The 15,232-nt window shown below is 63.0% G+C and carries 13 protein-coding genes; 12 read left to right on the top strand and 1 reads right to left on the bottom strand.

The features are described from left to right. Nucleotides 1-28 precede the first annotated feature (28 nt). Together AC1ECK_RS01740 and AC1ECK_RS01735 are read left to right on the top strand one after the other, a co-directional pair. Complete coding sequence (locus AC1ECK_RS01740) at nucleotides 29-292, top strand: hypothetical protein (protein ID WP_480315578.1); 264 nt, start codon at nucleotides 29-31, stop codon at nucleotides 290-292. A gap of 119 nt (nucleotides 293-411) precedes the next feature. Continuing rightward, nucleotides 412-1,482, top strand: a complete 1,071-nt coding sequence (locus AC1ECK_RS01735) for a PAS domain-containing sensor histidine kinase (protein WP_480315222.1) — start codon at nucleotides 412-414, stop codon at nucleotides 1,480-1,482. 66 nt (nucleotides 1,483-1,548) lie between these two features. On the opposite strand, the gene AC1ECK_RS01730 is transcribed toward AC1ECK_RS01735, so the two are convergent. Beyond that, nucleotides 1,549-2,280: a Crp/Fnr family transcriptional regulator gene (locus AC1ECK_RS01730; RefSeq protein ID WP_480315220.1), complete on the bottom strand. Its 732-nt coding sequence runs from the start codon at nucleotides 2,278-2,280 to the stop codon at nucleotides 1,549-1,551. Between the two features lie 335 nt (nucleotides 2,281-2,615). Between AC1ECK_RS01730 and AC1ECK_RS01725 the strand changes: the two genes are divergently transcribed. The 10 genes from AC1ECK_RS01725 to AC1ECK_RS01680 all read left to right on the top strand — a co-directional run bounded on the left by AC1ECK_RS01725 (nucleotide 2,616) and on the right by AC1ECK_RS01680 (nucleotide 15,192). Then, nucleotides 2,616-4,247 carry an oleate hydratase gene (locus AC1ECK_RS01725; RefSeq protein ID WP_480315218.1) on the top strand — a complete coding sequence of 544 codons (1,632 nt, stop codon included), beginning with the start codon at nucleotides 2,616-2,618 and terminating at the stop codon, nucleotides 4,245-4,247. 132 nt (nucleotides 4,248-4,379) lie between these two features. Next, entirely contained in the window at nucleotides 4,380-4,811 is a 432-nt protein-coding gene (locus AC1ECK_RS01720; RefSeq protein ID WP_480315216.1) for a response regulator, read from the top strand. Further along, nucleotides 4,804-5,586: a helix-turn-helix domain-containing protein gene (locus tag AC1ECK_RS01715; RefSeq protein WP_480315214.1), complete on the top strand. Its 783-nt coding sequence runs from the start codon at nucleotides 4,804-4,806 to the stop codon at nucleotides 5,584-5,586. The genes AC1ECK_RS01720 and AC1ECK_RS01715 overlap by 8 nt, the downstream gene beginning before the upstream one ends. A 461-nt stretch (nucleotides 5,587-6,047) precedes the next feature. Further along, the gene (gene frc / locus AC1ECK_RS01710) at nucleotides 6,048-7,298 is read left to right on the top strand and encodes a formyl-CoA transferase (RefSeq protein ID WP_480315212.1); all 1,251 of its coding nucleotides are present in this window, start codon (nucleotides 6,048-6,050) and stop codon (nucleotides 7,296-7,298) included. Nucleotides 7,299-7,347: 49 nt separating this feature from the next. Next, on the top strand, nucleotides 7,348-9,087 hold the full coding sequence (oxc, locus tag AC1ECK_RS01705; RefSeq protein ID WP_480315210.1) for an oxalyl-CoA decarboxylase: 1,740 nt from the start codon (nucleotides 7,348-7,350) through the stop codon (nucleotides 9,085-9,087). Nucleotides 9,088-9,093: 6 nt separating this feature from the next. After that, nucleotides 9,094-10,305 carry a CoA:oxalate CoA-transferase gene (gene yfdE, locus AC1ECK_RS01700; protein ID WP_480315208.1) on the top strand — a complete coding sequence of 404 codons (1,212 nt, stop codon included), beginning with the start codon at nucleotides 9,094-9,096 and terminating at the stop codon, nucleotides 10,303-10,305. Beyond that, nucleotides 10,302-11,012 (top strand): YoaK family protein, encoded by a 711-nt coding sequence (locus tag AC1ECK_RS01695; RefSeq protein WP_480315206.1) that lies wholly within the window; start codon nucleotides 10,302-10,304, stop codon nucleotides 11,010-11,012. Before yfdE ends, AC1ECK_RS01695 begins: the two co-directional genes overlap by 4 nt. Nucleotides 11,013-11,086: 74 nt before the next feature. Further along, nucleotides 11,087-12,049 carry a universal stress protein gene (locus AC1ECK_RS01690; protein WP_480315204.1) on the top strand — a complete coding sequence of 321 codons (963 nt, stop codon included), beginning with the start codon at nucleotides 11,087-11,089 and terminating at the stop codon, nucleotides 12,047-12,049. A 172-nt stretch (nucleotides 12,050-12,221) separates the two neighbouring features. Further along, entirely contained in the window at nucleotides 12,222-13,532 is a 1,311-nt protein-coding gene (locus AC1ECK_RS01685; protein ID WP_480315202.1) for an MFS transporter, read from the top strand. Nucleotide 13,533: 1 nt separating this feature from the next. Then, nucleotides 13,534-15,192: an NAD(P)-binding protein gene (locus AC1ECK_RS01680; protein ID WP_480315200.1), complete on the top strand. Its 1,659-nt coding sequence runs from the start codon at nucleotides 13,534-13,536 to the stop codon at nucleotides 15,190-15,192. Nucleotides 15,193-15,232 lie beyond the last annotated feature (40 nt).

Here is a 15,232-nt window from a genome sequence, read left to right as displayed (position 1 = left end):
TGCACCACCGCAACGAGGACAACCGCAGATGGCAACGCGCACGGAAGCGCAAATCAGCGTGAGGATCGGTGGCTGGACGTATGCCCCGTGGCGCGGGATGTTCTATCCCGAGGATTTGACGCAAAAGCTCGCGGTGTGGGACGCACCAGTGCTTGCGGCGATGTGCGTCCTGTCGGCGCAATACCCGAGGTATGGATGCCGCCGTATCCAGCTCTCTCTGGAGCGGCAAGATGAAATAGCCCTTTCTGGCAAGGGGTCGATTTTGATTCGAATCAATGTGGCTTCAAGTTGAAGCAAACGATAATTGCGCCGAAGCAACGGCCGTTTGAAGCGATCCATTCGCATCCACACCCATCCCGCTTCTGATCCCGAGAAGAAAACGAAGGACGAGGCCATCACCGTGCACGCTCCATGACGCCGCCTGAACGTTTGCCGACTGATGAAAGCTTCCGCTTACTCGTCGATGCGGTCAATGACTACGCGATCTTCATGCTCGATCCATCGGGACGCGTCGTGACCTGGAATGCCGGCGCACAAAAGATGAAAGGCTATGAGGCCGAGGAAATCATCGGCCAGCATATCTCCATCTTTCACACGTCTGCAGACCTCGCTGCGAGCGAGCCCGAGACCACACTCACGTTTGCAGCAGCCAAAGGCCGGGCCGAAAACGAGGGCTGGCGGCGCCGCAAGGACGGCTCGACGTTCTGGGCCAATGTCGTCATTACCGCGATCCGCGATGAAGCGGGCGCGCTGCGCGGTTTCGCCAAGGTCACTCAGGATCTGACCGAGCGCAGGCGCCTCGCCGAGCTCGAGAATATCAACCGGTTGACAGCGAATATCCAGGTCGCGCGTGAAGAAGAGCAGGCCCGTATCGCGCATGAGCTTCACGACGATCTCGGGCAACAGCTCACCGCGCTCAAGATGGTGCTCGCCGAACTGGCAAGCGATCTCCGCGGCGGCCGGACAAGCTCCGCGCGCATTCCATCTCACATCGAAGACATGAGCCATTTGATCGACGTGAGCGTGGCGTCACTGCGGCGGATCGCAACCGGACTGCGGCCTATCGCTCTGGAGACGTTGGGCTTTGCTTCCGCACTCGAATGGCTTATCGACGATTTTGCGCAACGCTATGCCATCGATGTCGAAGCCAGCATTCGGACAGCCCACATTACATTGAGCGAGGCCGCCGAAGCAGCCCTCTTCCATGTGGTCCAGGAAGCGTTGACCAACGTGGCCCGCCATGCGCGAGCGGACAAGGTGACCATCGAGTTCGGCAGACACGGCGAGACCTGTGTGTTGCACATCGCCGATAACGGTCACGGCGCGGCACAGGCCGCATTGTCGAAGCAAACGTCGTTCGGCTTGCTTGGAATGGGCGAGCGCGTGCGTCGCCTGAACGGCACGCTGTCGATCGACACGACACCCGGCGGCGGCTTTCGCATTGCGATCAGCATTCCACTCGACGCCCAGCCATCGGCGTAACGCGCCGGACACGCACATCGGGTCCGGTTCCATCCTGTCGCGGCGATCGGCGACGCGCGTGCGCCGCTACGCCTGGCCGGCGAGCTTGTGCAGCTTTGCGGCGTCAAGCACAGCGATCAGGCGCGGTCCCTTCCGGCGAATCATGCCCTGCGCTTCGAGCATCTGCAGCGCGCGGCTGACCGATTCGACCGACAAACCCACGTAGTCGGCGATATCGTGCCGGGCCATCGGCAACGTCAGTTCTCCTGCGCTTCGCCCAAACGGCACGTAGGCGTGTTCAATCCATAGTAAAAAACTGGCAAGACGCGCTGCCGCATCGTTCCTCGTGACGTTGACCGCGTGATGCTGCGAGCGCCGCAGTTCGTGGCACAGCTTGCAGAGCAGGCCGATATCCAGCCCAGGGTCGCGTTCGAGAATAGCCGCGAGGGCATCGACCGGAATCCTGAACGCCGTAACCGGCGTCAACGACTGTGCGGTGGCAACGTAAGCACCGTTTTCGCTGAGACCCACCAGATCGCGCGGGAACAGGAACGCTGTGATCCGCTTGTCGCCGTTCGCGAGAAGCTGATAGGTCTCCGCCACGCCGCTCACAATGTTGTACACGAAGCGCGCCTCGCCACCTTCCGGATAGAGCACGGTGTGGCGCCGGACACTGACGAGCTGCGACACGGCGAGAAGCGCATCCTGTTCGGACTTCGACAGCAGTTCCACTTCAGCGCCGTCGCCGTCCTTGCGAAACGGCGCAGCATAAATGGTTGGCCGATAGCGCGGCGTCTCGGAGCGTTCTTCTTTCATCATGGTTTTGTTTGCAGACGTCAATGGGACGGGATTTATCCGGAACGCGGTGCAGTCGCTCCATTGCTGCCGGTCGTGCCATGCCATCGTATGCGCGACGCTTCAGACACGCTTGATATGGATCACAAAACGACCACATGCACCGAAGCCGCCCCGTCCGCTCGACCACGGCGACTCCACCAACGGCTAGCCGAAACGCGCGGCTGTTTCCGCCATCGTTGCTTGATCCAACTCAATCGAAATGCCGCCGCCACGCGTATGTTGGGCCAACGCCCGCCCCATATGTCAGGGCGGTCCGCTCGCAGTCCGATTGCGGCGCACATGAAAAGGAAAGCAACGTGCAAAACTCCGACCCAATTCACGCACAAGCGCGGCGCACGGACCTCGGCAGCAACGCCGCAGAGGACGGCAGGTTCTATCTCGTCGGCGGCGGCATCGCCTCGATGGCGGCAGCCGCCTTCCTGATCCGTGACGGACATGTGCGCGGCTGCGACATCGTCATTCTCGAAGCGCTCGACAAACCCGGCGGCAGCCTGGACGGCGCGGGCAGCGCGGAGAGCGGCTACGTCGTACGCGGCGGCCGCATGCTCGAGAGCAAATATCTGTGCACCTATGACCTCTTCTCGTCGATTCCGACGCTGGACGACAGCAAGAGCGTGACGCAGGAAATCTTCGACTGGAACGAGACCATCCAGACCTCGTCGAGGTCGCGGCTCGTGAGAGACGGCAAACGCGAAGACGCACCCGCTTACGGACTCGCCGACCGGCATTTGATGACGCTGGGCCGTCTGTCGATCGAAGCGGAATTCATGCTCGGCGACAGCCGGATCGCCGATCACTTCGACGCGTCTTTCTTCGAGACCAATTTCTGGCTGATGTGGTGCACGACGTTCGCGTTCCAGCCATGGCATAGCGCCGTCGAATTCCGCCGGTATCTGCTGCGTTTCGCCCATATGTCAGCGGGCTTCAACCAGTTGCGCGGCATCATGCGCACGGTCTACAACCAGTACGACTCGATGGTCCGGCCGCTACGCCGCTGGCTAAACGAGCACGGCGTCCTGTTCCGGCCGGACACCCGCGTCGTGGATCTCCGGTTCGACGAAACCGGCGCACTGAAGCGCGTGAGCGGCATCGTTTGCGAGAGCGCGCAGCGACGCTTCGAGGTGCCGGTCCGCCCCGCCGACAAGGTGATCGTCACGCTCGGCTCGATGACAGCCGCGTCTACCTTGGGCGGAATGGACCGTCCCGCGCCGCTGGATACGGTCGACGCCACGGGCGCCTGGAGCCTGTGGAAAAACATCGCGGCAGGCCGGCCCGAATTCGGCCAGCCGTCGGTCTTCGCCGATCATGTCGACGCGTCGAAGTGGCTCTCGTTCACCGTGACACTGCGAGACCCGACGCTGTTCCGGCTGATTCGCGACCTCACCGGCAATGTGCCCGGCGAAGGCGGCTTGATCACGTTTCCCGGGTCAAGCTGGCTCATGTCGATCGTGTTGCCGCATCAGCCGCATTTCATCGGTCAGCCGGCGGACGTCCAGGTGTTGTGGGGCTATGGCTTGCGTGTCGACCAGGCTGGAGACTTCGTCGACAAACCGATGTCCGCCTGTACCGGCCGTGAAATCCTCACCGAGCTGCTCGGTCATTTGAAGGTGGAGGAACCGGCGCACCGGATCCTCGCGCACGCCAACTGCATTCCGTGCATGATGCCGTTCATTACCAGCCAGTTCCTGCCGCGCCGCCGCGGCGACCGGCCTGCCGTGGCGCCCGAAGGGTGGCGCAACCTCGCCTTCATCGGGCAGTTCTGCGAGTTGCCCGACGACGTCGTGTTCACGGTCGAATACTCGGTGCGCTCGGCCCAGAATGCCGTTTACGCGCTGCTCGGACTCGAGCGGGCCGCGCCGGATGTCTACAAGGGGCAGCATGACCCTCGGGTCGTCTATCAGGCGTTCTCCGCGCTACGGGACCACTAGCGACCGGCGCGTAGCCACGCTGCCTTCGCGAAAGTCGTGTAGGAAACCACCTACACGACTTTCTCACTCCCCTACTTGAAGCTCGTTCGTCGCCGATTTTATTTTGAGATGGCGCGGCCGATACTTCGAGCCATGAACTCAAGCCCGCCACTGCCAGCCTTGCGCGTCTTCCTCGTCGAGGACACGATTTCGATCAGAACACGGATGGCGGCGCGCTTCGCCGCGATCGAAGGCGTCGAGATCGTGGGCGTTGCCGAGGAACCCGGCCCAGCGCTCGACGGCATCGGCACGACCGACGCCGATGTCGTGGTCATGGATCTGCACCTGACCGGCGGCACCGGCATGGAACTGCTGCGTGGTCTCGCGCAAAGCAGGTCTGCGGTAATCACGATCGTGCTGACCAATCATTCGGGCAACGGGTTCCGCCAGGCGTGCCTCGCCAACGGCGCACAGTATTTCTTCGACAAAACGAGCGAATTCGAGCTTGCCTGCAACACGATCAAGCGGATTGCCCACGCGCGCTGCGCACGTGGTCTCCATTCTCTGGGAGCACATCATGTCTGAAGTTGCCGACTATTCCGAAACCCGGACCCGCGCGCGAGCCCCGTTGTCCTCGCCTGCAACCGCCTCTCCTGTGACGCCCGCACTGAAGCGCACCGGCGCCAATTGCTCGAGTTGCGCGATGCACGCCTTCTGCATACCGGAAGGTCTGACGCCGGCCGAGACCGAGCGGATCGAGGCGCTGATCTGCCCTTCGCGGACGATAAAAAGCGGTGAATCGCTGTTCCGCGCAGACGACTCGTTCCAGAGCATCTACGCGGTTCGCGCGGGTTCCTTCAAAACGGTCGTGATGCATCGCGACGGCCGCGAACACGTCACCGGTTTCCATCTGGCCGGCGACGTACTCGGTCTCGACGGCATCTGCTCAGGGCGGCATAGCTGCGACGCGCTCGCCATCGAGGACAGCAAGGTCTGCATCATCCCGTTCCATCTTCTCGAGGTCATGTGCCGCGACGTCAAGGCGGTGCAGCAGCATGTGCATCGACTGATGGGCAGCGAGATCGTGCGTGAGGCGACCCTCATGATGCTGCTCGGCACGATGTCCGCCGACCAGCGGGTCGCCACGTTTCTGCTGAACATGTCGGGCAAGCTCAAGTCGCGCGGCTACTCGCCGGCCGAGTTTCATCTGCGCATGACGCGCGAGGAGATCGGCAGCTACCTCGGCCTGAAACTCGAAACCGTCAGCCGCATGTTATCGAAGCTCCAGAAAGACGGACTCATCGATACCCACGGCAAGCAGATCAGAATTCTCGATATGAATGGTCTCGCCCGCGTGTAGGTCCGGGCAGTGCGCGCGGCTGCGCAAGCCATTCCCGGGGTAAAGCGCGTTGAAGATCACAGCGGGCCTCAGGCGGCGATAGCTGGCATATAGATCAGCAGTCCGATTCAGTTTTCTTCTTTATGACGAGATTCATTTTAATCATGGATCTGCGATTCAAAAAAACTCCAAAAATCCAATAAAAAATCAGCGGCCTTTATTACCAATCATTTCAAATTCCAATACAAAAGACCGCTCCCCTTCATTCGTTGATCCAGATCATTTAAGCCGGGTATCGACAGACTTAGAGTAGGTCCAGATTCACCGGCGCCGGCTGAAACAGCGCCCGCCTGGCCGGACAGGCCATCCAGACAGTGCGCAGCCTCGTTGAAGCAATCGTTCCGCTTTTGCGCTTGCGCACGTCCAAAGCCCGTGCCGTTCGACAATCAACCGTTTTATCGCCCCGTATTGGAGAGGCCATCATGAATTTACCGCTGAAGGGAATCAAGGTTATCGACTTTACCGGTGTACAAGCCGGTCCCGCCTGCACCCAGTTATTGGCATGGTTCGGCGCCGAAGTTCTGAAGGTAGAGCGCCCCGGCGTGGGTGACGTCACACGACGTCAATTGCGGGACATTCCGGATCTCGATGCGCTCTATTTCACCATGCTCAACAGCAACAAGAAGTCGCTGGAACTCAACACGAAAACCCCCGAAGGCAAGGCGATCATGGAGCAACTGATCCGGGACGCCGACGTGCTGGTCGAAAATTTCGGACCCGGTGCGATGGATCGGATGGGCTTCACCTGGGAACACATCCAGGCACTCAACCCGCGCCTCATCTTCGGTTCGGTGAAGGGCTTCAACGAGAACTCGCCGTATTCCGACATCAAGGTCTATGAGAACGTCGCGCAATGCGCGGGCGGCGCCGCATCGACGACCGGCTTCTGGGACGGCCCGCCGACCATCAGCGCGGCCGCGCTCGGCGACAGCAACACCGGCATGCACCTCGCAATCGGCATCCTGACCGCCTTGATCGGGCGCGAAAAAACCGGCAAGGGCCAGAAGGTATCCGTGTCGATGCAGGACGCCGTGCTGAACCTGTGCCGCGTCAAGCTGCGCGACCAGCAACGGCTCGAACGGGTCGGCTATCTGGAGGAATACCCGCAGTATCCGAACGGCACCTTCAGCGACGTCGTCCCGCGTGGCGGCAATGCGGGCGGCGGCGGGCAACCCGGCTGGGTCCTCAAGTGCAAGGGCTGGGAGACCGATCCGAACGCGTACATCTACTTCACGATCCAGGAACAGGACTGGGGGCCGACCTGCCAGGCGATAGGCAAGCCGGAATGGAGCAACGATCCGGCCTACGCCACCGCCCATGCGCGTCAGTCGCACATCTTCGAGATTTTCGCCGATATCGAGAAGTGGCTTGCCGACAAAACCAAATTCGAGGCAGTCGAGATCCTGCGCAAGTTCGACGTGCCCTGCTCGCCGGTGCTGAGCATGAAGGAAATTGCCAATGACGCGGCCTTGCGCGCCAGCGGCACCGTCGTTGAAGTTCAGCAAAAGAAGCGCGGCACCTACCTCACCGTCGGCAGCCCCATCAAGTTCTCCGACTTCACGCCCGAGATCGTCGGCTCGCCGCTGCTCGGCGAGCACACCGACGAGGTACTCGCGGGCCTCGGCTACAGCCAGGCACAGGTCGACAAGCTGCGCGAAGCGAAGGTCGTCTAAGCGTCCCTGCACCGCACGCAACCATGCAACCCTCGCAAGGTACTCAACGATGACTATCGAATCCGCACCGCCCGTCTTGACCGACGGTTTTCATCTTGTCGTCGATGCGCTGAAGCTCAACGGGATCGACACGATCTACGGCGTAGTCGGCATTCCGATCACCGACCTCGCCCGCCTCGCGCAAGCCGAGGGCATACGGTACGTCGGCTTCCGGCATGAGCAGTCGGCCGGCAATGCCGCCGCGATCGCAGGCTATCTGACGCAAAAGCCTGGGATCTGCCTCACCGTCTCCGCGCCAGGCTTCCTCAACGGCATGGTCGCGCTGGCGAACGCGACAACGAACTGTTTCCCGATGATCCTGATCAGCGGGTCCAGCGACCGGGCCATCGTCGATCTGCAGCAAGGCGACTACGAGGAACTCGACCAGATGAATGCGGCGAAGCCGTACGCGAAGGCCGCGTTCCGCGTCAACCGGCCCGAGGACATCGGCATCGCCATTGCCCGTGCGATCCGCGCCGCGGTGTCCGGGCGCCCTGGCGGCGTTTATCTCGATCTGCCCGCCGAGGTGCTGCGCGCGGCCCTCGACGAGCAGACGGCTGCGCGTTCGCTGGTACGGGTGGTCGACGCAGCGCCCCGGCAGATTCCATCGCGCGAATCGGTGAACCGCGCACTCGAGCTGCTCGAGCACGCGCAACGGCCGCTTGTGATTCTCGGCAAGGGCGCCGCCTATGCGCAGGCCGACGACGCAATCCGCGCCTTCATCGAGACGACCGGCATACCGTTTCTGCCGATGTCGATGGCAAAGGGCCTGCTACCCGACGATCATCCGCAATCGGCAGCCGCGGCCCGCTCGCTGGTGCTTGCCCAGGCGGACGTCGTGGTGCTGATCGGCGCGCGGCTGAACTGGCTGCTGGGGCACGGCAAGGCGCCGCAGTGGTCGGCGGCGGCGCGTTTCATCCAGCTCGATATCAGTCCGACGGAAATCGACAGCAATCAGCCGATTGCAGCGCCGGTGGTCGGCGATATCGGTTCGTCCGTCGCGGCGCTGCTGGCCGGCACGACACCCGGCCAGATCCGGCCGGACGCCGCGTGGCTCGATGCGATCGCCGCCAACAAACAGCACAACGCCGAACGCATGGCCGCGCATCTCGCGGCCGCCCCCAACCCGATGGACTTCTATAGCGCACTGCGCGCGATCCGCGACGTGCTCGCCGAGCGGCCGGAGGTGTATGTCGTCAACGAAGGCGCGAACACGCTCGACTTCGGCCGCAACATCATCGACATGCGCGTGCCGCGCAAGCGTCTCGACGCCGGCACCTGGGGCGTGATGGGCATCGGCATGGGCTATGCAATCGGCGCGGCGACCGTCAGCGGCAAGCCGGTCGTGGCGATCGAAGGCGATAGCGCATTCGGTTTCAGCGGCATGGAGATCGAGACGATCTGCCGCTACCGGCTGCCGGTCGTGATCGTCGTCTTCAACAACGGCGGCATCTACCGCGGTGACGACGTCAACCGCAGCGGCGGCGCCGACGTCGCGCCGACCGTGCTGATGAAAAGCGCACGCTACGAGAAGCTGATCGAGGCGTTCGGCGGCGCCGGCCACTACGTCACCGATCCGCAGAGCCTCGCGAAGGCGCTCGGCGAAGCGATCGCGTCAGGGCAGCCGGCGCTGATCAACTGCGTGATCGATCCGGCCACCGGCACCGAAAGCGGCCATCTGAAGAAGCTCAATCCGCAAAGTGCCGCGAGCCACGCCGGCGAACCACAACGCAACGACTCCACGAGGTAGCCAGGCATGTCATCCACGCACAACGAAAAACGCCGCGGACCGTTCTCCGGTCTGCTCGTTCTCGATCTGACGCATGTTCTCAATGGCCCATTCGGCACGACGATCCTGACCGACCTCGGGGCGCGCGTGATCAAGATCGAGCCGCCCGGTCACGGCGACGACACGCGCACCTATGGCCCGTTCGTCGGCGACCAGTCGCTCTACTTCAGCTTCGTGAACCGGGGTAAGGAGAGCGTCGTGCTGAATCTGAAAGAGCCGGCCGACCGCGAGATTTTCCTGAACATGGTCCGGCAGGCCGACGTGCTGGCCGAGAACTTCCGGCCCGGCACGATGCAACACCTCGGCTTCTCATACGAGGAACTCGCGGAGATCAACCCGCGCCTGATCTATGCGTCGTCATCCGGCTTTGGCCAGACCGGCCCGCTTGCCGCGTTCCCCGCCTATGACACGATCGTCCAGGCGATGAGCGGCATCATGGACGAGACGGGCTTTGCCGACGGCCCACCGACCCGGGTCGGCACCTCGTTGTCGGATCTGTGCGGCGGCGTATTCATGTTTAGCGGCATCGCGAGCGCGCTTTACGCACGCGAAAAAACCGGCAAAGGGGCACATGTCGACGTCGCGATGTTCGATGCGACGCTGGCGTTCCTCGAACACGGCTTCATGTCGTATGTCGCGACCGGCGCAGCGCCGGCCAGGATCGGCAATCGTCATCCGTTCATGGCGCCGTTCGACGTCTTCGAAGCATCGGACAAGTCCTTTGTCATCTGCTGCGGCAACGACCACCTGTTCAGGCAGTTGTGCGCCGCCATCGAGCGCCCCGAAATCGCCAGCGATGCGCGCTTTCTCTCCAACGCCGGCCGGGTCGCGCATCAGGCCGAGCTGAAAAGCGACTTGCAGGCAACCTTGAGCACACAGACCGCGGAACACTGGCTCCAGGTGATTCACGAGGCCGGCGTGCCGGTGGCGCCCTTGCTGAATGTTGCGGAAGCCGCGCAACTCCCGCAAACCCGGGCGCGCAACATGCTGATCGAGGCCGGCGGCCTGCAGATGCCCGGCAACCCGGTGAAGATCAGCGGCTACGACGATCCGCCGGTGCGCGCCGGCGCACCGGCGCTCGACCAGCACGGCGAGGCGTTGCGCAAGGAGTTCGCGACGGCCTTGCAGGCGCACGATCGCATCTCTCGCGCCGTGCGCGAGGCAAAGGATGCGTTATGAATGCCGCGCTCCAGGCGTCCCCGGAACGCTCGCTATCGGCCCTCCTTCGACGCATCGCGGCACTGTCGATCATCGCGGGCTATGTGGAAGTCATCGGCTTCATGGACGTCGGTGGAATTTATCCGGGCATCATGACCGGCAATACCGTGCAACTCGGTTTGACGCTCGCCAAGGCCCAGTGGGCGCGATTCGGCACGATCGGCTTCGCGGTCGGCATGTTCTTCATCGGCGGCATCATCTCCAGTCTGATCAAGCGACACCTGCGCTGGCCGCCGATCGAACTGATGCTGATGGCCGCCATCCTGCTCGTCGCCAGCGCCGTTCGCCTGTACACGCCCTGGCGGACCGGCATCGAATTGCCGCTGCTCGCCTTGGCGATGGCGATGCAGGGCGAAACGCTCTCCCGGTTCGGCGGCGTCTCGCTGCAGACGATTGTCGTGACGAACAACATGGTGAAATTCTCCGACGCGCTGGTCGGCCGTTATCTGTCGCGACCCGGCTCGACGCCGTCGACCGCCAAGGTCCCCGAACTGAAGGAGGTCCTGATGCCGGGACTCGCATGGCTCACTTACAGCATCGGTGCAGGCGCCGGCGCTACCGCCGCAAGCTGGTTTCGGCTGCCGCTTCTCGTCCCCGCCGTCATGCTGGCGTTGCTGGTGGGCGATCTGGCGCTGACGCGGCGCGGCGGCGCCAGCACGGCAAGCTGATCACGCTTTGCAGCGATGAAGCGGCATGTGCGCGGCTTCATCCTGTTTTAAAGCAATCACCGGGGAACCACACCATGAACGACCAATTCGTACTGGCAGAAGCGATCATCGAACAGACCTCCGACGCTGTCATTTACGCGGACAGTTCGGGAACGATCGCACGCTGGAACCGGGCCGCCGAAAGCCTGTTCGGCTACAGCGCGAACGAAGCCATCGGCCACAGCCTCGATCTGATCATCCCTGAGCATCTTCGTAGCGCACACTGGCGCGGTTTCGAGCTCGCAATGGCGAACGGCACGACGAAACTGCAGGGACGTGCGACGTTGACCCGTGCGACACACAAAGGCGGACGCAAGCTGTACGTCGAAATGACGTTCGCACTGGTGAAGTCCCCGGACGGCAAGCCGCTCGGCTCGGTGGCGATCGCACGGGATGTCACCGAGCGCGTCGAACGGGAACGTGTTGCCCAACGCGGCAGCATGAGCGGCGAGCCCAATCAGGATGTAGCGAGGCCGGCGTCGCAACATTCGATCAAGGCGGAACAGGAGCAGCAGGCCATGATGTACAGACGGATACTCGTGGCAATCGACGGCAGTCGATGTGCTCAACTCGCGCTGGACGAAGCGCTGAAAATCGCACAGTCCTCGGCTGCGTTTGTCGACGCCGTGTATGTGGTTCGGCACGCCATGCCGCTCGAGGATCTGAATGTCGGGTCCGGTGACGAGCCGCTGCTCGACGAAGCCGGCGTTCGGGCCGGTAACGAAGCGCTGGCGCGGGCGCGTCGGCGCTTCGACGAGCTGGGGCTCCACGGTGACACACGACTGATCGACGCGTCCGGCGAGAACATCGCGGAGGCACTTGCCCGTGCTGCGAAGGAATACGAAGCAGATCTGGTCGTGATGGGCACCCACGGTCGCCGTGGCATTCGGCGCGTGCTTGTCGGCAGCGTGGCGGAGTCCTTCGTCAAGATCGCGGCTGTGCCGGTACTGCTGGTCCGGCACGGGGCCGATGGCGGCCAGACGGCAGTGCAGACCTGACCTGCAACCTTGTGCAGCGCCGGCGGTTTCTAGCACGACATTGCGTTGCGCTTGTGACTGCGACCGCGAAATACCGGGCGTAGAGCGAAAGGTCGCTGGAATTGATCTGAATCATTGGCCGGTCGCGATCCTGAGAACAAGATTTCGACGTCGCCTCGACCTGGAGCCTGCTATGCCAGCAGACCGTTCGTCTCTTTCCGTCCGGGGTTTTCACCCTGCCTTCGTTGTCGCCTGGATATTCTGTCTGGTCTTCTATTTCGGACAGTACGCATTGCGCTCAGCACCGGGCGTCATGGTGTCCGAGCTAACCCAGGCATTCACGCTCTCCGCGCTCGGTGTCAGTTCGCTGGTCGGCCTGTATTACTACACCTACTCCCTGTTCTCACTTGTCGCCGGTGCGTCGCTCGATCGCTATGGCGCAAAGTATGTCATTCCGCTCGGCGTGATCATGCTGGCAAGCGGTGCGGCACTGTTCGGGGTGGGCCTCGTCGATGTCGCAGGAGCCGGCAGGCTGCTGCAGGGCGCAGGCGGGGCGTTCGCCTTTACGGGCGCGGTGTACCTGGCCACGCACGGTTTTCCACCCCGCTATCTGGCCACCGCCGTCGGCTTCACGCAATGCTTCGGCATGCTGGGCGGATCGGCGGGCCAGTTCCTCGTGGCGCCGTTGATTCACGGCGGCATCACCTGGCAGCAATTCTGGCTCTTTGCAGGCGCGGCAGGCGTTGTGGTTGCGGTGCTCATCCTGTTCATGACACCCCGCGATCGCGATGCGCGCACAGAAAACGAAGCGTCGATCTGGTCGGTATTGACACCCTACAAGACCGTCTTGAGCAACCCTCAATCGTATTTATGCGGCTTCACGGCAGGACTATTGTTCCTGCCCACGACCGTCGGCGACATGATCTGGGGCGTCGCCTTTTTGCGCGACGGCTGGCACGTCGATTACGCGCACGCCGTCAATCGGGCGTCGATGGTGCCGCTCGGCTGGGTGATCGGTTGCCCGGTGCTCGGCTACATCGCCGACCGCATCGGCCGGCGCAAGCCGGTTCTCATCGCCGGAGCGCTCGTGATGCTGGCCTCGACCGTGGCCATTCTCTACCTGCCGCCCAATAGCGCGCCGCCTTACCTGCTGGGCATGGTGCTCGGATTTGGCTCGGGCGCCGCGATGATTCCCTACACGGTCATAAAGGAAGTCAATCCCGACCATGTAAAGGGCAGCGCGACGGGTGCGATCAACTTTCTGGTGTTTACGTTCAGTGCACTGATGGCCCCCACCTACGGCTGGCTGCTGACAAAAATCTCGGGCGGGGCAGCGCTCGCCCTGCCGGTCTTCCAGAAGGCCGGCAGCGTCGGTATTGCGGGCATTGCCGTGGCGATCCTCCTGGCGCTGTTTCTGCAAGAAACGGGCAGCGCAGTCAAGCGCCGGCCGGACGCGCGCATCGATCCCCCGTTACCCACGCCGAACCCGACCGTGGAGCATTGAGATGAGCCATCCAAAGCCCGCCGATATGACGCCGACGGTCGACCTGATGCGCGGCACAGGCACCGGGCCCTCGCGTTCTCAACGTCCTGTCTACGTGGACCTGTTGCCGCCGTGCAATGCGGCCTGCCCCGCGGGCGAAAACATCCAGGCGTGGCTCGCCCATGCACAGGCCGGCGACTTCCACGCGGCGTGGGAAACGCTGATCCGCGACAATCCGATGCCGGCCGTGCACGGCCGCGTCTGCTACCACCCGTGCGAGTCGCATTGCAACCGCGGCGAGCTGGATAGCGCGATCAACATCCATGCCGTCGAGCGCTTTCTCGGCGACCTGGCGATCGCCGGCGGCTGGAGCGTGCCACCCGATGCGCCGCCCTCCGGCAAGCGCGTGCTGATTGTCGGAGCGGGTCCAGGCGGCCTGTCGGCCGCCTGGCATCTGGCGCGTCGTGGCCATAGCGTCGAAATCCACGAGGCAGGCCCGTTGCCCGGCGGCATGCTGCATTTCGGCATTCCAGCCTATCGCCTGCCGCGCGAGGTACTGATGCGCGAAATCGCGCGCATCGAACAGATCGGCGTGAAAATCGTGTTGAATCACAAGGTGAAGGATCTGCTTACGGAGAAACAGGCGGGAAAATTCGACGCCGTCTTCGTGGCAATCGGCGCGCACCTTTCCAGGCACGTCGACATCCCGGCACGCGATGCGGTCAAGGTTCTCGATGCCGTGTCGTTGCTGCACGACGTTGAAACCGGGGAAGCGCCATTGCTCGGGCGCCGGGTGATCGTGTACGGCGGCGGCAATACGGCAATGGACGCGGCGCGCACGGCAAAGCGACTGGGCGCATCCGACGCGATGATCGTCTACCGGCGCGATCGCGCGCACATGAGCGCGCATGCGTTCGAAGCGGACGAAGCACTCGCCGAAGGCGTGAACATCCAGTGGTTGACAAGCATCAAGGCCATCGACGGCGCCAACCTGAGTGTGGAGAGAATGCGTATCGACGAGCACGGCCGGCCGCAGCCGACCGGACAGATCGATACCTTGCAGGCCGACTCCGTGGTACTCGCGCTCGGCCAGGACACCGACAGCGGATTTCTCCGCAACATTCCAGCCATCCGGTTTCAGGACGACGGCACGATGATCGTCGGGCCCGACATGATGACGGGCGAACCGGGCATCTTCGGCGGTGGCGATCTCGTGCCCGGTGAGCGCAGCGTAACCGTGGCCACCGGCCACGGCAAAAAGGCGGCGGCACACATCGACGCATGGCTGCGCAACGAACCGCGCAGGTCTGCGCCGAAGCATCCCGTGGTCGGTTTCGACATGCTCAAGCTGCCTATCTACAGCGATGCCGAACCCAGCCGTCAGGCGGAACTCGCGGTTTTGCAGCGCGCGCAGTCGTTCGACGAGGTGCTGGCCGGACTCAGCGAGCGCGAGGCCGTGCACGAGGCCAAACGCTGTCTGTCATGCGGCAACTGCTTCGAATGCGACAACTGCTACGCGGCCTGTCCCGAGACGGCGATCGAGCGGCTCGGAGCGGGCCGGCGCTACCGCATCGACTACGACCGTTGCACGGGTTGCGCGGTCTGCTTCGATCAATGTCCGTGTCATGCCATTGAGATGTTTCCAGAACCGTCGCGTACCGTCCCGTCGGATGCGCGCTAACCGTTTCACCGACAAGGAACAGCAAAGTGGGCAATCGAAC

Source organism: Paraburkholderia sp. SSBN10T (assembly GCF_056619545.1).
The sequence above is the reverse complement of the archived record's forward strand: the minus strand, read 5'-3'. Positions and strand labels throughout refer to the sequence as shown.